Genomic DNA, 18525 nt, shown 5'->3' on the forward strand with positions numbered 1-18525 from the left:
TTCAAGCGTGGCGAAAAGGGATTATCCGCCCTTTATGTTGTACTATCTAAACATCGGTGGCGAAATTCTGCAGGCGTTTCGCCCTTTTGATTTCGATAGAAACGGCTGAAATAAGCAGGGTCATCAAAGCCCAATTCAAAGGCTATGGTCTTGACGGTTTTGGTCGAAAACACCAGCTCTCGATTCGCTTCTAATATGATTCGGTCATGAATCAGTTGCGTGACCGTCTTGTCTCTGTCGGCTTTCACTAATTCGTTTAGACGTTTGCTTGTGAGCGCTAAGGCATCGGAGTAGAACTGGCATTTCTTTTGTTCGCGATAATGCAGTTCAATCAATTCGATCAATTGAACAATGCGAGCATCTTTCTGCTCCCCTTTTTGGAATGGCTTTTTAGAAAAGCGCAATGCATAGCGTAGAAAGCTGTTGAGGAGTGATTCTACAAGATCCCAGTCGCACGCCTCTCGTTCGCATTCTTCTTGGAGCAATGTGTAAATCGATTCTAGGTAGGGAAAACCCTCTTCGTTGCAATCAAGGTACGGTGGACGATCAATCGTAGAAAATACGGTATTCACCAGTTGCGTGCTGCGTGGATTAGTTTCAGCGAAGCCGGGGCTGAAGATCAACATGCGAACGCTTTTGCCCATAAACTCAGAATGGTGAACCTGCCCCGGTGAAATGGTAAATAAACGGCCGAGGCGGTTTTGGTATTCGATGAAATCGATGCTCTGCGTTCCGCTATTATCCAAACACCACACGATTTCCCAGTACTCGTGACGATGCGGCTCGATAAACGGCGCTTCTTGGATGCCTGAAAACTCGAGCGCTCTGAACGGCTCTCCTAAAATGAGCTGTAATTTTGGAATAGGCAGAGTGATGTTGCTCATGAAGTTTCAACCGTTCGTGGAGATAATGGCTTTATTATTAATCGAATGACTTATATCGTGCACGGCTTTTATTTTGACTAATAGCCAGTGAGTTCCATGTAGCCAGTCCCCGAATGAGAGCCCTCAATACGCACTGGACCTTCCCAATAAGGCACAGAAAGCGGCATTTTCGCGTTCGGGTTGAGAGCAGAAACGGTAAGCTCGATTTGCTGGTTAGGAATCGACACTTGCCACTCGGTTGGATACTTTCGACCTTGGATTTCTGTTTGCTTGGTTGCCTCTAACTGAATGTCTTTTTGAGAAATGGCGATGCCAGAACCATCGTGCTGCATCAGCCTCGCGCTGGAGTAACTGGCTGATCCGGTTTTGGAATCACGCAATTGGAACACCACCAAGCTGGTGTCGTCACTCAACCTTAGAGCAAACCAGTCCCAGCCTTGTTGTGAGTCGAGTAAGAATTGCGAGCTCCACTCTCGGTCTATCCAACCTTTGCCCGACACTTGATGGGTTTTGCCGTCGATAGTGACCTCACCGGAGACATCAATAAACGGTTGGCTGTAGTAATACGAAGCCACCTGACCATCGGTGCTTTTGGTGCTGTACCCTTGCTCGCCTTGCTTTTGGTACGGTGCGCTGCTGGTCAGTTTGAGTGAGTAGCCAAACTGCTCTGAATTGGCATTTAGCGTGGCAGGGAAAAGGTCGTTGCTTGAAGACGCCCATTGCCAATCATCGAGGTAAACCCGAAATGGTGAAGTGTCGACGCCAGCGAGAGATGCTTGATCGCGTGACCATTTTTCATCGGCGTAGTGTTTGTTCGTTGTCGTGACCGCGCTGTGCGCCATGTAGATTTGTTGAGCTTGCCATTCGGTTTTCTTCACGTCATCTTCGTCCGTTGGCGGCGCAGCAGCAAAGCGAAATTGTGTCCATTGAACGCCAAGTGGGTTGCCGCCTTCATCGATTAAGTTGGCGGTTAAGTACCACCATTCATGACGAAAGTTTGGGTGCGCTTGATGATCGGTCGGAAAGGTGAGTTCAACCCCTTTTTCTACAGGTGTGAATAGGTTGCTCTCGCTTTGCGTTTCTCCACTGCCCAGCAACATACCCATATTTTGCGTGCCCCTATGTTTTTGTTGGGCATCTCCACAACCGAGCAGGAACAGACTACTTATGAGTAGAGTAAGTTTGCTTGCCAATCGAACCATCACAACACCTCGCTTTGCAAACTGGACACGACAGGCTTGCTGACTAATCGCCACAGCGGAATCAAGGTCGCAATCACTGCCACTAAGATGGTGATCGCCGCAATGCTGAGGGCATCACTCCAATTCCACAGATAATTTAAGCTCCAACCAAAAGCGCGCAAGGTGACGATATCTGTCAGCACATAACCCACCATGGCTCCTAAAGGTAGGGCGATAACCAGAGTAAAGCTGACCAAAGCGACGATCTGTCCGACCACCATGGTCATTAATTGTCGACGACTAACACCAAGTGCATACAGCCTTGCAATGGCGGCTTTGCGCGCGTCGAGTAACATGAAACAAGCGCTGAACAAACCAATCACCGCGACCATCAAGGTCACGCCGTTGAGCGCGCGCGTAATGGCGAAGGTCTGCGAGAAAATATCCAACGCGATGGATTTGATTTGCGCCTGATCGTAGAGCTGACTTGGATGCAGATTCAATTGCTCGCGCAGTTGGTCGTAGACGATTTGTGGGTCCCCTGAGACTTTAATGCCAAGGCTTGTTGGCAGGTCGGTAAAGCCACTCTCTTGCCATAACTTTGGTGCTAATAAGACTTCACCGTTGGGTGAGCCGTAATCGTGAAATACCGCCCCCACAAGCAGGTTGTTATTTGGAATGGCATCAAGTGTGAGCTCGCTACCCAGTGACAAATCCAGTTTGACCGCAGTAGGTTCACTGATGGCAACTAACTCACCTTGGTAAAAGCGTTGCCAGAAGTTCTCCAAATGCGATTTGAACACCATGGTTTGCTCTAAGGTGTCTTTGTCTTTGGTGCCAAGTAAAATCGGTAAACCTTGCAGGTTATCATCGACGTAGTATTGCTTGTAGACGGCCTCAACCTTGTCGAACTGCCCTAACGCGCGCTCCACATTGGCGATTTCTCCTTGGGCAGGGCTGACGTAAATATCGGCGTGTAACCTTTGTTCTAACCACTGTTTTAGGGTGGATTCAAAACTGCCAACTAGCGTGTTCATGCCCATATTGGCCGTAACGGCGAGTAGCAGTGCCATCATGGCGAGAGAAAGCGGAGAAATCAGCTCGCGCAGCTCAGCAAACAGATACTGCATCAAACCAGAACTGGTGCGCTTTTCACACCAATTGGCTAATACACTGAGTGTTTTGGGTAGATACAAAGGAATCGACACTACAAGCACGCCGAGCCACGCCATGGTGAAGCGGTGATGCTCACTCAGCCATAACCCTGCAAGTGCGAGAGCCGTCAACGCAGCACCTATCAAGAACAATTGGTTTTCGTTAGAGGCTTCAGGTGCTTGATAAAATCCGCCATGAGAGGAAAGCGGCTGGCGCACTCGCTGTTTAAAATGCTGCCAACATGCCAATATGGTTGCGGCTAATGTGAGCAGCAGGGCTTGCGCCCACCATTGCCATTGCCAAGTGCCAGGCAGCAGTGTCGCACCATAAAGTTGCTCTAAAGTCAGTGCCACGGTCGGATGCAACCAATGGCTAAGTTGCATCCCCAATACAAAACCCAGCGAAGCGCCGATGGTAACGAGAATCGTGAGTTCAACTAACAGCGCAGAGAACACAATGCTCGGCGCAACGCCCGCCTGTTGAATCTGCACTAACAGCCGATTGCGTTTCAGCAAGCTGTATTTTACGCCGTTGTAGGCAATGAACAGCCCGACTAAAAAGGCAAGTAAGCTCATTGCGGTGAGATTGAGGTGAAAGCTGTCGGTCAGCGAGCCAAGGTCTGTACTTTGATTATTGGAAATCCATTGCCCTTGCTCGCCAATCAGCTTCTGCCATTTTGCTTGCGTGTCTTTATTCCCTTTATCACCCGAATGGAAAACCGCAATGTAACTGAGCTGTCCTTGCTTATTGAGCAGTTGCTGCGCAAAACCAATGTCCATCAACATTCGGCTACCTAACTGCCATTCGTCAGGCAGCACCACCACTTGGGTTGGAGTGTCGTCCAGAGTTAGGGTTTCTACCTCTCCTAAGTTTTGATGTTGAGATTGGCTCATCATTACGATTGGCTTGCCAGCCAAAAGCTCAGGTAAAGGTAACGCACTGTCGAACAAAGAGACGTTCTGTTGGTTTTCTGCTGACTTTCCGTTTGCAGAATACCGAGAACGTGAAGAGATAGCGGCAATCAACTCGCTGCCTTGTACTGACCAGCGACGCCCTTGTTCATCTCTCACTCGCCCTTCGATTACAGGTAGTGCTGCACTGAGCCCGTTTTGTCTAAGGGTGAAGTAGAGCGATTCGGGCAGATAGTTTTGCCCTGCTGGTGGAATAATTAGGTTCTGAGCTTGTGCGCTAAGCTGCTCGGTAGACTCCGCATAACTGCGCTTGGCATTGAGGTTGATGGCTTGAACCGCAACAAACAAGGTCACAGCCAACACGATACCGACCAGAATCGCAGCGGCTTGCAGCGGCGCTTGTCGATAATGTGCTGCAAACAGACTCAGTGCGAGTCGAGTATGAGTAAATCTGGTGTTTGGGAGCTTAGCTTGCTTCATGGCGAAGCTCATGTTTGTCTAAATGGTGACTGTTGTGCAGCTGACTATTTTCTAAACGCCCATCTTTTAAGCGTAATTGGGTTTGCATGAACTCAGCGCAGTCAGGACTGTGGGTGACTAACAGCACGGCAGTGTTACCTTGTGTGGTGATTTCACTCAGTAGTTTCATCACTTCTAACCCCGCTTTTTGGTCGAGGTTACCTGTGGGTTCATCAGCAAGTAGCAGTTTAGGTTTGTGTGCTAAGGCGCGCGCAATAGCGACTCGTTGTTGTTGACCACCGGAAAGGGCAGAAACATGTCTATCGAGCAGTTGGCTGATGCCTAGAGTCTCGACCAAATAATCGCACCAGTCGTTCCATTTCTGCTGATTCAAATGCAGAGGGAAGGCGATGTTTTGCTGCACGTTGAGTGGCGTTAATAGGTTGAATTGCTGGAAGATAACACCGAGTTTTTGGTGTCGAAATCGGCTCCATTGTGGGTCTTTCCAAGCCGCCGTGTTATCGCCATCTAACCACAACTCACCTTCGGAAAGCGGCTCAAAGCCAGCGATGATATTGAGTAAAGTACTTTTGCCGCTGCCACTGGCGCCCGTCAGCGCAACACTCGCTCCTGTGTTCAACGTAAAGTCGACGCCTTCTAACACGTGATGTGTCTCTTTGCCATCAACAAAGCTTTTACTGGCGTGTTTGAGTGTGACAAGTGGGCTTTCCATTTCCTCTCCTGACTCTTTCAAGTGTGGCGATCAAAAACTCTTATACTGGTTTTAAAGAAAAGTGAGTCACAATCGATGTTAGTTTAAAGATAACGTAGCACACTATTTAGGCATGAGAAGTCATTGATTTGCTGGTGATGTTGAGTGCGGTTGCCGACGATGACTAAGTTGATTCCCAACTCTTTGCATGCTTTCACATCCCAACTCGCGTCACCAAAATAGGTCACGGGCAGTTCAGCGCTTTGGTCAACCTTAGATTGCGCCACGCGCATAATTTGAGTGCGAGAGTGATGATCGTTAGAAGAGGCCATCACTAAGCCATTCGGGTTGAACCCCGCAGACTCCAACTTGAGTTTAGCGGTTTCTCCCCAGCCGCCCGTGGCGATTGACACTATGTGTTGGTCGCTTTGCAGTAGATAAGAAACAAAATCTCTTGCACCTGGGATTTCTTTAGCTGGCTCATTGCTTAGCGTATTGGCGATATTGCGAATGAAGACAGGTTTTACCAATCGTTCTAACGTTTCGAAAGAGTAGTGGGGAGCCTGCCTTTCGACAAAGGTTTGCAGAATGCCTTTGTCGGTTGCGTGGGGATAAGCCTCCCAATCGCTCGAAAGGGTTATACCTGTGACTTCTTGTACCGCGGATACGAAACATTGCTCATCGAGCTCGTAGGACTGAATCAGCGTACCATCAATATCTAGCATGACATGTTTCATAGCGGGCTCCTCTAATTATCGGGCGACGGAGTAAGTCAAAAGATCGTCAAACTCGCCATAAAGTCCGGTATTGGGATCTGCCGTCATTCCCAGCTTTTTGATGATCGCCAGTGAGGCTAAGTTTTGCTTTAAGGCGACACCATAAATCTTGTCTAGCGGTTGGGTCTTGAAGGTTTCTGAAATCACGGCGTTGGCGGCTTCAAAGACATAACCTTTGCCCTGATGACTGGGAAGGATAGCGTAGCGCACATCACTAAACCTTGGATCGGCGCATTGTTCTACACCGACATACCCAATCTTAATGCTAGGTTCTGCTTTTTCATAAATGATGTAGGTGCCATAGCCATGCTGCCAATGAGCAAGGCGTTTTTCCGTGTATAACCTAATTTCATCTTCCGTATACGCGCTGCCTTTGGGAAGGTATTTGGTTAAAGCATCTGAGCCTAGAATCTCAAGGAAGATATCAAGATCACCTTCTGTTGCGGGTTTGAGAATTAGGTGCTGAGTGGAGAGCATAGATGTCCTTATCATTACTGCTAGAGCGCTGGGCTATGGATAGAGTTCTAGCTCGTGCTCAAATTTGTTTTCACCTACTTTCTCAAAACCGAGTCGTTGATACAACTTGTAAGCGGGATTGGTTTTGATAACGCTTAAACCAACCACTGCATTGGTTATTTTTGCTTTTTCTATCAGTGAGTAGATCAGTTGGCTACCAACTTGTAAGTTCTGATAGCCTGGGTGGATTTGAATTTGGATCAGGTACCACAGGTTTTGTTCTTTTTGGTACTCGGTTTTAAACAACCCAATCGGAGTGTCATCAAGGTTGATGATCTGCGCGCAATCAAATTTGTATTGAATTCGGTCTACATACGCTTCGTAAGTGGTTGGCATACCGGCATCTTCGAGGTAATCACGCATGGTTGCATGGCGTAGATTTATCAGAAAATCTAAATCTGAGGGGAGCGCTTTTCTCAATGTAAGCTTCATATCTTCGTCCGTAAAGTTATATTCATTTTGGTGCATACTGCCATCATTGGCGGCTTGAGACAAATTTTGACCAGTTACATGCGGTATTTAGCGTGTGCAAAAAAGCCACTCAACTGAGTGGCTTTCGTTAAATTAGGCTAAGTCTGACTTAGATGTAGTACGCTTCTACTTCGCCTTTCAGTTGGATAAGCATAGGGTTGCCGAAACGGTCTTTTGCTTTTGGAGACGCAATTTTTACCCAGCCTTCGCTTACGCAGTACTCTTCAACGTCTGTACGCTCTTTGCCTTTAAAGCGAATACCGATCTGGTGATCGAAGCACTCTTTTACAAAGAATGGGCTACGTGGGTTGCCTGATAGGCGATCTGGTAGAGCTGGTTTAGCTGTATCTGTCATTTTTTGTGACCTTGAAGTCCGTAGAAAAAGTGCGCCATTGTAGTCATAGCTTGGTCTTGGTTCAAGCCATCAAATGACGCGAATTAGAAGCGAGCAAAGCTTTTGCTACAACCCCTTTAAATATTGTGCGTTTGCCGTAGGTTGAATTATATCGTTGAGCGTTTGGGCACGGTCTGAGTTTGGTTCTTTTAGCGCAAGCAAAAATGCATCGACTAACTCTGGCTTACTCACCGATACTCTGGTTTCTGTTTGAATATCGCGCAGGTCAATCAACACGTCAGTCAACAGCTGCGGCAAATCTTGCAGCACTTGCAGATTGAGTACGTTGTACTCGCTGTAGATAGCGTTATGACTGCCTTTTTGCTTTTGCACTACGTACGGGTTGTCTTTTAGGTTGATGATCGATGTGCGCTTGTCACAACGCTTCAAACAGCCTTTGTTGACCTTAATCTTGCGGCAACCTTCGGTTTGTTGGAACAAACATTGGCGACTGGTGAGCAGAGTGTTTGGGTGGTAAATACTGTAGTAGCTGCGCATGTTGTGTGGTCGCTTAATGTGGCGCATCTGCTTCATGTTTAGCTCGTTGGAGATAAACGCACCGCTCGCGGCGAACTCTTGTTGTAAACATTTGAACGAGTATGAGTTGACTGTGTTCATCTGCGGGCCTGCCACCCAGCCTAATCCTAGCTCTTGAGCCAAAATGCCCACGCCAGAGTTATTGGTGATCGACAATTCTGGTTTTACGGCTTCTAAGAATGCACGTGCCGCTTGGTAATCGTCACCAATTAAAATGGCTGGGAACCAAGGCTTCAATGTCGAATTTGCTTGGAACAGCTCGGTCATCGCATTCAGCTCACCGGCCAATCCCATTGGTAACTGGAAGTACACATCGACATTGCTGTCTTCGCATAGTGCGGTATCTTCTACTGATGAAATCAATACCGATAGCTTCGGAGCGCCTTCACGCACTAGTGGCTCGGGCAGCGTTGGTAAAGTCGGCACATCAATCGCACCCTTTAGGCTACTGCCAGAGGCTTGCGTTGAGGTTACGTCAAAGTTTTGCGTCTTCTCTGCAACCTTCTCAATGATTGCGGTTTTGTCGTCGTAGAGCTTTTTCTTCACGCCTTGTACATCATCAGCGGATTCACATTTGTAGATCTTCGAGAAGTGTTTAACGGCGTGATCGCGAGGGTTGTCGATATACATCGCTTTACCGAAGTCGCCTTGCAAAAACGCGTTGGAGAAATCACGGTTGAAAACGGTGTAAAGCTCAGTGGTGTCGCTCGAAAGTTCCATACCATCACATAAGCGATCAATCTGCTTACGCCAGTTATCGACCACAGTATAGACGTAGTGCGACTTCTTAATTCGACCTTCCACTTTTAGTGAATACACGCCCGCATCGGCAAGCGCCTCTAAATCGCCAAATGCTGAATTGTCTTTCATGTTGAGTGGGTAACTGTTGCCTGTTTTGGTGGTTTCGTACTGTTCACGACAAGGCTGGCTGCAACGCCCACGGTTGCCCGAAGCGCCGTTGCGCGCTGAACTGATGTAACAGATGCCAGAGAAACCAATGCAGTAAGAGCCATGGACAAACACTTCCATCATCACATCATGCTCACGACCAAACTGAGCCAGATGCTTGATCTCATTGATGTTCAGTTCACGAGAGAGGTTTACACGGCTGGCTGTTAGCTGGTTAAGAAACAGGATCTGACCTTCATTGTGGGTATTGAGCTGAGTGGAAGCGTGTACGTCTAAATCTGGAAAATGATTCTTGAGAATGTAAGCCAAACCAAGATCTTGCACGATCACGCCATCAATTGCGGTGGTGTTTAATTGGCTAAGCAAACGCACGATGGCTGGAATTTCGCTTTCCAGAATCAACACGTTCAGAGTCAGGAAGATCTTACAGTTGTGCTGATGCGCGAGCTGCAACACGCCATTTAAGTTATCTAAGGTGAGGTTGGTCGCTCGGTTGCGGGCATTAAAGCGGTCTAGTCCGCAGTATATGGCATCGGCACCTGCAGCAATAGCCGCTTTGATGGAATCCAGATCGCCACCCGGGGCTAATAACTCAAATTGATCGCGTGTCACTAGTTATCTCTTACTCAACATGAACATGAGCACGCATTCTACGGGGTTCAAAAATGTGATGTAGCTCTAGTTCACTTTTTATTAATCTGGGTCAATAAGCGAAGTTATTATCAAAAATAAATTGATAATAATTCAAAAATTAGACGCTTTATCGCGCTCTTATCCTGCCTTAATATCACTTTCAAGCAAACATAAAGCATAAGCAATCAACGTGGTTGTGGACGATGAATATCAGGGCTAAGTCGATGAGTAAGTTAACAATTGTGGCAAATATTATTGCTAAGCAAGACAAAATCGAAGTGGTGAAAAGTGAGCTTATCAAGCTGATAGAGCCAACTCGCTTGGAAGAGGGCTGCATTGATTACGATTTGCACCAAGACAATGAGAATCCAGCGCATTTTGTCTTCCTAGAGAATTGGACATCACGCGATCTGCTGCAAAAACATCTGCAAAGTGAGCACATTGCCGCATACAAAGCCGCAACAGCAGGCGCGGTTGAATCATTTAATCTCAACGAATTGACCCATATTGCGTAACGCAACCCCTATTATACTGAGGCACGAACATGACACATCCAATCATTAAAGACCTAAACACTCGTTACACCGCGAAAAAATACGATGCGACGAAGCGCATTTCTGCTGACGATATCCAAGTGATTAAAGAGGCTTTGCGTCTATCGGCTTCGTCTATCAATTCGCAGCCTTGGAAATTCATCGTATTGGAAAGCGATGAAGCTAAACAGCGTTTCCACGATACGTTTGCCAATAAGCATCAGTTTAACCAACCGCATGCGAAAGAAGCCTCACACACCATTCTCATGGCTTACGATCCAAAATTCACTAAAGAGAAATACGCCAAGCGTGTTGATGCCGAAGTGACATCAGGCCACTTACCGGAAGAGCGTTACCACATGATGCTTGATGGCGCTTACGGGTTTGCAGAAGCGAATACCGACGAAAATGGCTTCAATGGTACTTGGACAAAAGCACAAGTCTATATTGCATTGGGTAACTTACTGCACACCTTGGCTCGCCTTGGTATTGATTCAACGCCAATGGAAGGGGTCGATCCAGAGCTTATCGGCCAGATCTTTGAGCAAGAGTTAGATGGGCATATCTGTGAAGTGGCATTGGCGATTGGCTACCACCAAGATGGGGAAGACTACAACCATGGCCTACCGAAAGCGCGTATGCATATGGATGATGTGATTGAAGTGCTGTAATCACAACACCCCTGAACAAGACGACAAAGCCTGACCTTAGCGTCAGGCTTTGTCGTCTTTGCAATACTCAACGCTTAGAACGGGTGATGAGTAAAAATATCGTCGATCATTTCTTCAAGCAGCGTGTCATCGTCGTTGGCTTTCGCGTAGGTACGCAGCCCCGCAATTTGCACTTGGAGATGCCGAGCAAGTTTGTTGGCATCCTTCTCTGGTGAAAGTTCACCATGCTGCTGAGCTTGAGCAATCACTTGGGCAAATGTCTCTTCCATCTTGCGAAAACAGGCTTGTGCTTGTTCTAGCAGTGCTTGGTGTTCGTCGGTCAGTTCTGCGATGGTTTTGGCCAACATGCACATTCCATTGGGCGCATGATGCTTTGTATTTATCACCACTTGTTTCACAAACTCTTTCAGACCATCCAGTGGAGAAGAGGAGACTTCTAGGCAGGTATTCAAGTTCTCAATACCCATCTGCGTGTAGTTGTTCAACGCTTCCTTAAACAGCCCATCTTTGCTGCCAAATGCTGCGTAAATGCTGCCTGGGCGCATGTCGATCACGTCTTGCAGGTTTCTCATTGAGGTGGCGTGAAAGCCTTTTTGCCAATAGAGATCGGTGGCTTGATTGATGACCCACTCTCGGTCGAATTTTGCGGTTTTGCCCATGCTGTTGAAACTCAATGTTGAACGACAGTTCAAATTATAGGTGGTTTGTTGGGGGCGGTAAAGCGGTGATCATGCATCCTTGTCGCCTGTGATACTACGTACCTAAAAATAAATTACTGATTTTTAATGGCTTTAAAATTATTTGAACGATTGTTCAAATTAGTTGTTGAGCGATCGTTCAAATAGATCTATCGTATGTCCATCGCTAGGGCGTATCTAGCACTGAAAAACAAAGACAGGAAGGAAAGAAAATGAACGAGTTCAAACGCCACACTATTGAATCAGCACCAGAAGAGTCGAAAGCCATCTTGCAAGGTGCGCAGCAAAACATGGGCGCGGTTCCGAATTTACTTGCGACATTGGCTGAATCACCAGAAACGCTTAAGGCGTACAATCAGCTTCATTCTCATTTCGCCAACAGCTCATTTACTGCTGAAGAACTGACTGTTGTTTGGCAAACCATCAACGTAGAACATGAATGCCGTTACTGTGTTCCTGCGCATACATTGATCGCTAACTCAATGAAGGTGGATGAGAATATTACGCAGGCGCTGCGAGACGGGACTCTGCTACCAACAGACAAACTGCAAGCCTTGCATGACTTTACCTTGAGCATGGTCCGTGCGAGAGGCAACGTTACTCAGGCAGATCTGGAAGCGTTTTATGCAGCGGGTTACGGCCAGCAGCAAGTGCTAGAAGTGATTCTGGGTTTGTCGCAGAAAGTGATCAGTAACTATGTAAATCACGTGGCGAAAACGCCATTGGATCCTATGTTCCAACCTTTTGCGTGGGGCAACTGATTCACTCGATTACTGGTCATAGATCAGTAATGCATATTTTTAGTAAGGCCCAAAGAGTTTGGGCCTTTTCGTGTATTTGCTCGATCAAGATTCAATCGGAACCACGAGTATATCCACAGGAGATTTGTTGATGAGGTGCTGCGAGTAAGAAACAATGCGACTCCAAAAGTCTTGGTGGTGGCCGCATATTAAAAGATCCACTCGGCTGTCTTGAATCACACCATGCAGTTTATTGCTCAAATCCCCGGTTCCGATAAAAAACTGGCTGATGGGGAAGTTGGCATTCTCTTCAAATGCCTTGAGTTGCTCCATTTTATGGCTATCGAGTGGCCTTAGATCTGGGGTCGCTTTGATGTCGACAATATCTGGGTAGATTTCGCCGTGCGTCCCGTCGATGTGAATAAAGGAGATACGTGAATCAAGCTGTTTAGCAAGAAAAACAGCGCGCTCAATAAGGATGTTGCTCTCTTCTGAAATCTCTAATGCGACAAGGATATGTTTGTAATGCATAACCAGCCTCTTCCTAATCAATACACATATACAGAGAGTAGACGCTCCAAGGAGCAAAGATTGCTAACTCGATCTCGCTCTGAATAAATACTCAATCTATTTCATTTGATATTGATCTTTGTCAGCTTGAGCTTTTCATCAAAGGCGGTGTAATCTTTCGATAATTATCAAACAGGAATAGATAATATGTTGCTTGAAGATCTGCACGTAGTACTGAAAGTGGCCGAGATGCGCAGTATTACTAGAGCTGCCACCGCGCTAGATATGAGGACCGCAACGGCGAGTGCAGCGGTGAAACGTGTTGAAGCGTCACTTGGCAGCGAGCTGTTTATCCGCACAACACGGCAATTGAGGCTCTCAAGTGCCGGTGAGCGCTATATCCCAGAGTGCGAAAAGGCGTTGGAGCTATTGTCGCAAGCGAAACAGCATATGCGAGAAGAACAAGGGGAGATCGATGGTGAGGTGCGAATTTCACTCTCCTCAGACCTTGGGCGCAATGTTGTTGTCCCTTGGTTGGATGAGTTTTTAGACGCGCATCCTAAGTTGTCGTTGCGCACGCACTTGAGTGATAGCAATGTCGATCTCTACCGTGATGGCGTGGATATCGCACTGCGTTATGGTTCGCCGACAGACTCAAACCTTTATGGGTTTAAGATATGTGACATCCGAAAAGTATTGTGTGCCAGCCCTGAGTATTTAGCCAAACATGGCGAACCCAAACATCCTGATGATTTAAAGCATCATAATGGGCTGTTTTATCAGTTACGTGATGTGCTGAAAGATGAGTGGGAATTTGTCAAAGATGGGCAAGAGATCAAAGTAAAAATGTCGGGAAACCGCGCATCAAATGATGCGGATTTAGTTAGACGCTGGTGCGTGGCCGGAAAAGGGATCGCGATAAAATCCTATCTGGATATGTCGAACGATTTGTTGGCGGGAAATGTCGTGGAAATCATGTCTGACTACCAGCCCACAAGCAGTGAGTTGTGGTTGGTCTGTCCGAGTCGTCGCTCTATCACACCTACTGTGCGCTTGCTGCGTGATATGTTCCGCGAGAAGACACAACACGTGTGCGACCTGCTGAATCAACGGGGCATTATACGCTCGTAATCGTCTTTTTGCTTAGGTCTTGCTTTGAGTCAGAGAAGCGCGACAGTGTTTGTATTACATGTGAGGTTTATTTCGCTTAATACGGCACGGCTATGTTTCGTAAAATTATTCAAACCATAAAACGCTTAGGCTCAACGAACAATAACTATGAGCAAGAAGTCACCGAGATCGTCGACGCGATTGGCGGTCTTGACAATATTTTGGAGCCTGGCGCGTGTGCGACTCGCCTTCGACTGACACTTAAGCAGACCGCTCTGATTGATAAAAAACGCCTGACGGACAGCGGCGCATTTGGCGTTGTGATCTTAGATGAGCAACATGTGCAAATCATTTACGGGGTTAAGGCGAATAGCTACTCTCAGATTATTGAAGAGCGTCTACAAACTAGGAAAGGGTAATCTAAAAAACTGGCCCTATTTTACGTCGAATATCGGCGTAGACTAATCCAAACAATCATTCGAAGAGCACAGATTATGTCATTTCCAAAACACTTTCTTTGGGGCGGCGCGATTGCTGCCAACCAAGTCGAAGGCGCCTTCAATCAAGATGGCAAAGGCTTGTCTACCTCAGACATGTTGCCAAGTGGTATTTTGAGCCCTCACCAAACACGGGAAGAACGAAACGAAGGGATTAAAGATCTCGCCATCGACTTTTACCATCGTTACCCAGAAGATATTCAGTTGTTTGAAGAGATGGGTTTCAACTGCTTACGTTTGTCCATTGCGTGGACGCGCATTTTTCCAAATGGTGACGAGTTAGAACCCAATGAAGCCGGTCTTGCCTACTACGACAAGTTGTTTGATGAGTTAGCCGCACACGGGATGCAGCCGTTTGTCACCTTATCGCACTATGAGATGCCTTACGCATTGGTGGAAAACTACGGTGGCTGGGGGAGCCGAGAGCTCATCACCTTTTTCGAACGTTACGCGCACACGGTGTTTGAGCGTTATAAAAACAAGGTCAAACTTTGGCTAACTTTCAATGAAATCAACATGTCCTTGCACGCGCCTTTTACGGGGGTTGGTCTTCAAGAAGATGCGAGTGAGCAAGCGATCTACCAAGCGATTCATCACCAACTGCTTGCTAATGCCAAAGCGGTGAACTTGTGTCACCAAATCATCCCAGATGCCAAAATCGGCAATATGTTGCTGGGGGCGCTTTATTATCCGTACACCTGTAACCCAGATGATGTTCTGGCAGCGATGCATGAAAATAATCAATGGTTGTTTTTCGGGGATGTGCAAACACGTGGTAAGTACCCTGGGTACATGCAACGTTACTTCCGCGAAAATGGGATTACCCTCGATGTGCAAGACGGCGATCTCGAACTGCTGGCCAGCGCGAGTGTCGATTTTATTTCGTTTAGCTATTACGCCAGTGGCTGTGCTAGCGCCGATCCCAAAGATAAAGAGGTCGGCAACATCGTTTCAGGTGTGCCGAATCCTTACCTTAAGAAAAGCCAGTGGGGTTGGTTGATTGACCCGAAAGGGCTGCGAGTGTTACTCAACTTTTTATACGACCGATACCAAAAGCCGTTGTTTATTGTTGAAAACGGGTTGGGCGCGCGCGATGAAGTGACACCAGAGGGCGAGATTATTGATGACTATCGCATCGCATACTTAAACGATCACCTCGCACAGGCTCAAGAGGCGATACTCGATGGCGTTGATTTGATGGGCTTTACCAGCTGGGGACCGATTGACTTGGTCGCGAACTCGACCGCAGAGATGAGTAAACGATACGGCTACATCTATGTGGATCGTCATGATGATGGAAGCGGTACGCTTGAACGTAAGCGCAAGAAAAGCTTCTATTGGTATCAGGACGTCATCCGCAGTCATGGTCAGACATTGAGCAAATAAACGAATGAGGAGCCAATGGGCTCCTCATTTTGCTTTTTGACAGGACAGAAAAAAATCAATGGCAGATTCTAAGTTGCGTTGTCGCTCGCTTAGATCATTGGGTGCCATTCCCAAGAAAACAGGGAAAAAGGTTCGCCCTTTTATCAACGCCCATAAATTGGTCGCCAGTTCCGAACTGTTTTGCGGCGGTAGAGCACCATGATGAATAGCAGAATCTAACCAAGCCTCCATTGGACACGCTTTAATGCTCTCAACATTATTCAAGTGACATTGACCTTGGCACATAGCTTCAATCGTAATGGCAACCAGCAAACGGCGTCTTTCGCACTTCATCACTCGCTCAAGCTGAGTGGAAAAAATGTCGATCAGCTGTTGGCGTAAACTCAGGTTGGGGTCGAACGGCGGTAATGCGTGATTGAGCTTCTCTTCTTCCATAATGTGCTCAACAACCGCTTGGTAGAGATTCTCCTTTGACCCAAAGTGAGAATAGACCGTTGGTTTGGTTGTCCCTGCATGCTTGGCGATGACCTCCAAAGAGGCGCCTTGAACGCCAAGCTCTTTATAACATTCAATTGCCGCTAAAATAATACTCAGCTTGGTTCGTTCGCTGCGTTGACTTCGTTTATCCATACCTTTATCCGTACAGGATGGGGAAAGCTGAGAAGCTACCATAGTTTGTCGTTCCTTCTACTATTGGCGCGGTGTTTTGAGAGTTTTTTCATCTTTTAGTCGCTCGTTCGCTGCTTTTAGCATCAAGGTGCGCGATTGAGTATTTCGTTAAGCTGGTTGACGATATTGACCATAGGGTCGATTTTTTTACCAACGAGTTGCGGCGCATCAGGTGTCGATAACACAAAGTCGGTCGCTTCAATCCCCTCGGCGATGGGCACATAACCTGTATAGCGTTCTTTGATTGTTGCAAGGGTCACTTGCTTTGGGCGCACAATCCGTTGCTCGTCAAGGACAAAGAGAGTCGGGATACCGTCCTCAGTATGTAGCGCGATTTCTGGCACAAACAGCTGGGGGTTTGGCTCTGGGCTATTGAGGTAGAGCGTCGTTTTCGAGCCAATCAGGTGTTCGCCATTACCATTGTCAAACACCGCATAGGCGGATAACTTTGCATGTTGATCAGATAGGCTTGAGTCGACGTACTTGAGCTTGCCATCAATAAAGCTCCCCTCCGCTGATTGAAGCGACGCTTTTAGCGTATCGGGTTCGTTATTAAGGACTTGGCGGAAGGTATTGAGCACCTCTGGTGATGCCATAAAGTGCACTTCAACCGTATCAGTGGCCACCAGTTCAGAAATTAGATCTCCCGCATTGACAAGGTTGCCCGTATTAAAGCGAATTTGGCCCATTTTGCCCGAAAATGGCGCGTAAACCGTGGTCGACTTCAGCGCCTTTTGCGCATTGAGTAAATTGTTTCGTGTTGCGTCGACGGCTTTCACAGCGGTATTGAGCCTTGGATCGTTTTCATGAGCGGTACGGGTGAGCTCAATGATGTTTCTTGTCGCCATTTGATACTCATACTCTGCCGCCTTAACCGCGAGGGAGGGCAAAGCATCATCAAAGCTAAATATCGGCTCTCCTTGGTCAACGTATTCGCCATCTTGAACATAAATCGTATCGATTTTCGCGCTATGCTCAGCAATGATTTGGGTGAATTGCGATGGCTTAATTTCTCCATCGAGTGGGGTTAACTTGGTGACTTGTCGCTCGATTGGAAACTGAACTACGTAAGCGGTGGGCTGCGCGTTTGGTCCAGCTTCTGAACGCTGACAAGTAAAAAACAGAATCGGAGCAAGAGTAAAAGTAAGGCCAACAGAAAGGGCGAGTTTGTTCATGTCTGTCCCTGGATTATTATTGTTCTGGCTTATTGGATTGGTAAATGGTGCTGATTGTATTATCGCTCCCAAGAATATTTTAACTTTACCGTTAAGTAAAGTTATTGGCAGGTTCAAGAGTGAGACAAGGTTAAGACCAGAAAACAGCGGTACGGGTTAATTCTCGGATTATGAGAAACTATTGTGACTAATGCTTATTAATTCCTACAGGATAAGAATACAATTTGATCATCAACCAATTCTAGCGATACAACAAGAGCGTGAACTCTATGAAGCAGAGTAGTGGACAAGTAAACGAGAAGGTTCTGCAGTTATTAATGCAAGTGGCGGTGAATGATGAGCCGGTGACAGCCAAACAGCTCAGCGAGCAAGTAGGAACACCAATCAGTAGCTTATATCGTCATCTTAAACTGTTAAAAGAGTGGAACCTGATTGAAGAGAGTCCATCAGACAAAACCTTGATCATCGGTCCGGCTGCATTGATGCTAATGCGCAGTTACGAAACCAGCCAGCACGATTTGGATGCGGTTGATGTTGTGCTAAATCGGCTGCAAAAACAGACCGGTGAAATGGCGGCGTACATGGTGCCTGTAGGCTACAGAGCACTGTGTGTGAGTCGTAAAGAGAGTATGCAGGCGCTTCGTTGCAGCTACGTCCAGGGTCAAAGTCAACCTCTGCTACGAGGCGCCTCATCAAAGGTGATGCTTGCGTATATGCCTGCGCAGCGATGCGAAAAGATCTTACGTTACTTTGGCGAATACAACCATATTTCGCAGTGGCAAGAAGAGCTGGCGCAAATCCGCAATCAAGGATACGCGCTCAGTACTTCGGAGATCGACTCAGGTGTGTCAGGGATCAGCGCACCAGTGATGAAAGGAACAAAATTGGTCGGAGCGATTTCGGTCATGGCGCCTGCCCATAGGGTAGAACAAAACCGGCAAAAGATAATTTTGCACGTTCTTCAAGCAGCAAGGGCTTTGCCCCCAGAAAGGTAATGC

20 protein-coding genes are annotated in these 18525 nt (G+C 47.1%); 7 read left to right on the forward strand and 13 right to left on the reverse strand.

Features of this window, described 5'->3' with window-relative positions; all coding sequences use genetic code 11:
- Positions 1-32: 32 nt before the first annotated feature.
- The 9 genes from OH458_RS09080 to OH458_RS09120 all read right to left on the reverse strand — a co-directional run bounded on the left by OH458_RS09080 (position 33) and on the right by OH458_RS09120 (position 9517).
- Positions 33-884 (reverse strand): helix-turn-helix domain-containing protein, encoded by an 852-nt coding sequence (locus tag OH458_RS09080; RefSeq protein ID WP_269978076.1) that lies wholly within the window; start codon positions 882-884, stop codon positions 33-35.
- A 77-nt stretch (positions 885-961) separates the two neighbouring features.
- A complete protein-coding gene (locus tag OH458_RS09085) occupies positions 962-2086 on the reverse strand; it encodes a lipocalin-like domain-containing protein (protein ID WP_269978077.1) in 1125 nt (374 codons plus the stop codon).
- Positions 2086-4611, reverse strand: a complete 2526-nt coding sequence (locus OH458_RS09090; protein WP_269978078.1) for an ABC transporter permease — start codon at positions 4609-4611, stop codon at positions 2086-2088. The genes OH458_RS09085 and OH458_RS09090 overlap by 1 nt, the downstream gene beginning before the upstream one ends.
- Positions 4598-5323: an ABC transporter ATP-binding protein gene (locus tag OH458_RS09095; RefSeq protein ID WP_269978079.1), complete on the reverse strand. Its 726-nt coding sequence runs from the start codon at positions 5321-5323 to the stop codon at positions 4598-4600. The genes OH458_RS09090 and OH458_RS09095 overlap by 14 nt, the downstream gene beginning before the upstream one ends.
- 83 nt (positions 5324-5406) lie before the next feature.
- Positions 5407-6039 carry an HAD family hydrolase gene (locus OH458_RS09100; RefSeq protein WP_269978080.1) on the reverse strand — a complete coding sequence of 211 codons (633 nt, stop codon included), beginning with the start codon at positions 6037-6039 and terminating at the stop codon, positions 5407-5409.
- Between the two features lie 15 nt (positions 6040-6054).
- Entirely contained in the window at positions 6055-6555 is a 501-nt protein-coding gene (locus OH458_RS09105) for a GNAT family N-acetyltransferase (protein WP_269978081.1), read from the reverse strand.
- 33 nt (positions 6556-6588) lie between these two features.
- Positions 6589-7026, reverse strand: coding sequence for a GNAT family N-acetyltransferase (locus OH458_RS09110; protein ID WP_038136152.1), 438 nt, complete (start codon positions 7024-7026; stop codon positions 6589-6591).
- Between the two features lie 148 nt (positions 7027-7174).
- Positions 7175-7420 carry a DUF3297 family protein gene (locus tag OH458_RS09115; RefSeq protein WP_005473870.1) on the reverse strand — a complete coding sequence of 82 codons (246 nt, stop codon included), beginning with the start codon at positions 7418-7420 and terminating at the stop codon, positions 7175-7177.
- A 105-nt stretch (positions 7421-7525) separates the two neighbouring features.
- Entirely contained in the window at positions 7526-9517 is a 1992-nt protein-coding gene (locus tag OH458_RS09120; RefSeq protein WP_269978082.1) for a peptidase U32 family protein, read from the reverse strand.
- A gap of 245 nt (positions 9518-9762) precedes the next feature.
- On the opposite strand from OH458_RS09120, the gene OH458_RS09125 reads away from it, so the two are divergent.
- Both OH458_RS09125 and OH458_RS09130 read left to right on the forward strand, forming a co-directional pair.
- Positions 9763-10053, forward strand: coding sequence for a putative quinol monooxygenase (locus OH458_RS09125; protein ID WP_269978083.1), 291 nt, complete (start codon positions 9763-9765; stop codon positions 10051-10053).
- A gap of 29 nt (positions 10054-10082) precedes the next feature.
- Entirely contained in the window at positions 10083-10742 is a 660-nt protein-coding gene (locus OH458_RS09130) for a nitroreductase family protein (RefSeq protein WP_269978084.1), read from the forward strand.
- Between the two features lie 74 nt (positions 10743-10816).
- On the opposite strand, the gene OH458_RS09135 is transcribed toward OH458_RS09130, so the two are convergent.
- Positions 10817-11401, reverse strand: a complete 585-nt coding sequence (locus OH458_RS09135; protein WP_269978085.1) for a TetR/AcrR family transcriptional regulator — start codon at positions 11399-11401, stop codon at positions 10817-10819.
- Between the two features lie 251 nt (positions 11402-11652).
- Here OH458_RS09135 and OH458_RS09140 point away from each other — a divergent pair, with 251 nt between their 5' ends.
- Positions 11653-12201 (forward strand): carboxymuconolactone decarboxylase family protein, encoded by a 549-nt coding sequence (locus OH458_RS09140; protein WP_269978086.1) that lies wholly within the window; start codon positions 11653-11655, stop codon positions 12199-12201.
- An 84-nt stretch (positions 12202-12285) separates the two neighbouring features.
- Here the strand turns inward: OH458_RS09140 and OH458_RS09145 are convergent, their stop codons facing one another.
- On the reverse strand, positions 12286-12711 hold the full coding sequence (locus OH458_RS09145) for a universal stress protein (protein WP_269978087.1): 426 nt from the start codon (positions 12709-12711) through the stop codon (positions 12286-12288).
- Positions 12712-12897: 186 nt separating this feature from the next.
- Between OH458_RS09145 and OH458_RS09150 the strand changes: the two genes are divergently transcribed.
- From OH458_RS09150 to OH458_RS09160, 3 genes are all read left to right on the forward strand, one after another.
- Entirely contained in the window at positions 12898-13821 is a 924-nt protein-coding gene (locus OH458_RS09150) for a LysR family transcriptional regulator (protein ID WP_269978088.1), read from the forward strand.
- Between the two features lie 92 nt (positions 13822-13913).
- Positions 13914-14219 carry a PTS transporter subunit EIIB gene (locus OH458_RS09155; protein ID WP_005473891.1) on the forward strand — a complete coding sequence of 102 codons (306 nt, stop codon included), beginning with the start codon at positions 13914-13916 and terminating at the stop codon, positions 14217-14219.
- 72 nt (positions 14220-14291) lie between these two features.
- On the forward strand, positions 14292-15683 hold the full coding sequence (locus tag OH458_RS09160; RefSeq protein WP_269978272.1) for a glycoside hydrolase family 1 protein: 1392 nt from the start codon (positions 14292-14294) through the stop codon (positions 15681-15683).
- Between the two features lie 24 nt (positions 15684-15707).
- Here OH458_RS09160 and OH458_RS09165 read toward each other — a convergent pair whose 3' ends face one another.
- Positions 15708-16313 (reverse strand): TetR/AcrR family transcriptional regulator, encoded by a 606-nt coding sequence (locus OH458_RS09165; protein ID WP_269978089.1) that lies wholly within the window; start codon positions 16311-16313, stop codon positions 15708-15710.
- Positions 16314-16435: 122 nt separating this feature from the next.
- Positions 16436-17527, reverse strand: a complete 1092-nt coding sequence (locus OH458_RS09170) for an efflux RND transporter periplasmic adaptor subunit (RefSeq protein ID WP_269978090.1) — start codon at positions 17525-17527, stop codon at positions 16436-16438.
- Positions 17528-17796: 269 nt separating this feature from the next.
- Between OH458_RS09170 and OH458_RS09175 the strand changes: the two genes are divergently transcribed.
- Positions 17797-18522 (forward strand): IclR family transcriptional regulator, encoded by a 726-nt coding sequence (locus tag OH458_RS09175; protein ID WP_005473990.1) that lies wholly within the window; start codon positions 17797-17799, stop codon positions 18520-18522.
- The last annotated feature ends 3 nt before the right edge of the window (positions 18523-18525 follow it).

The sequence above is a fragment of the Vibrio sp. MarTm2 genome, assembly GCF_027587055.1.
Lineage (GTDB): Bacteria > Pseudomonadota > Gammaproteobacteria > Enterobacterales > Vibrionaceae > Vibrio > Vibrio sinaloensis_D.

Bases quoted from the DNA above. Each gene is read 5' to 3' on its own strand.
- OH458_RS09080 (WP_269978076.1), bottom strand. From the start codon at position 884: ATGAGCAACATCACTCTGCCTATTCCAAAATTACAGCTCATTTTAGGA.
- OH458_RS09085 (WP_269978077.1), bottom strand. From the start codon at position 2,086: ATGGTTCGATTGGCAAGCAAACTTACTCTACTCATAAGTAGTCTGTTC.
- OH458_RS09090 (WP_269978078.1), bottom strand. From the start codon at position 4,611: ATGAAGCAAGCTAAGCTCCCAAACACCAGATTTACTCATACTCGACTC.
- OH458_RS09095 (WP_269978079.1), bottom strand. From the start codon at position 5,323: ATGGAAAGCCCACTTGTCACACTCAAACACGCCAGTAAAAGCTTTGTT.
- OH458_RS09100 (WP_269978080.1), bottom strand. From the start codon at position 6,039: ATGAAACATGTCATGCTAGATATTGATGGTACGCTGATTCAGTCCTAC.
- OH458_RS09105 (WP_269978081.1), bottom strand. From the start codon at position 6,555: ATGCTCTCCACTCAGCACCTAATTCTCAAACCCGCAACAGAAGGTGAT.
- OH458_RS09110 (WP_038136152.1), bottom strand. From the start codon at position 7,026: ATGAAGCTTACATTGAGAAAAGCGCTCCCCTCAGATTTAGATTTTCTG.
- OH458_RS09115 (WP_005473870.1), bottom strand. From the start codon at position 7,420: ATGACAGATACAGCTAAACCAGCTCTACCAGATCGCCTATCAGGCAAC.
- OH458_RS09125 (WP_269978083.1), top strand. From the start codon at position 9,763: ATGAGTAAGTTAACAATTGTGGCAAATATTATTGCTAAGCAAGACAAA.
- OH458_RS09130 (WP_269978084.1), top strand. From the start codon at position 10,083: ATGACACATCCAATCATTAAAGACCTAAACACTCGTTACACCGCGAAA.
- OH458_RS09135 (WP_269978085.1), bottom strand. From the start codon at position 11,401: ATGGGCAAAACCGCAAAATTCGACCGAGAGTGGGTCATCAATCAAGCC.
- OH458_RS09140 (WP_269978086.1), top strand. From the start codon at position 11,653: ATGAACGAGTTCAAACGCCACACTATTGAATCAGCACCAGAAGAGTCG.
- OH458_RS09145 (WP_269978087.1), bottom strand. From the start codon at position 12,711: ATGCATTACAAACATATCCTTGTCGCATTAGAGATTTCAGAAGAGAGC.
- OH458_RS09150 (WP_269978088.1), top strand. From the start codon at position 12,898: ATGTTGCTTGAAGATCTGCACGTAGTACTGAAAGTGGCCGAGATGCGC.
- OH458_RS09155 (WP_005473891.1), top strand. From the start codon at position 13,914: ATGTTTCGTAAAATTATTCAAACCATAAAACGCTTAGGCTCAACGAAC.
- OH458_RS09165 (WP_269978089.1), bottom strand. From the start codon at position 16,313: ATGGATAAACGAAGTCAACGCAGCGAACGAACCAAGCTGAGTATTATT.
- OH458_RS09170 (WP_269978090.1), bottom strand. From the start codon at position 17,527: ATGAACAAACTCGCCCTTTCTGTTGGCCTTACTTTTACTCTTGCTCCG.
- OH458_RS09175 (WP_005473990.1), top strand. From the start codon at position 17,797: ATGAAGCAGAGTAGTGGACAAGTAAACGAGAAGGTTCTGCAGTTATTA.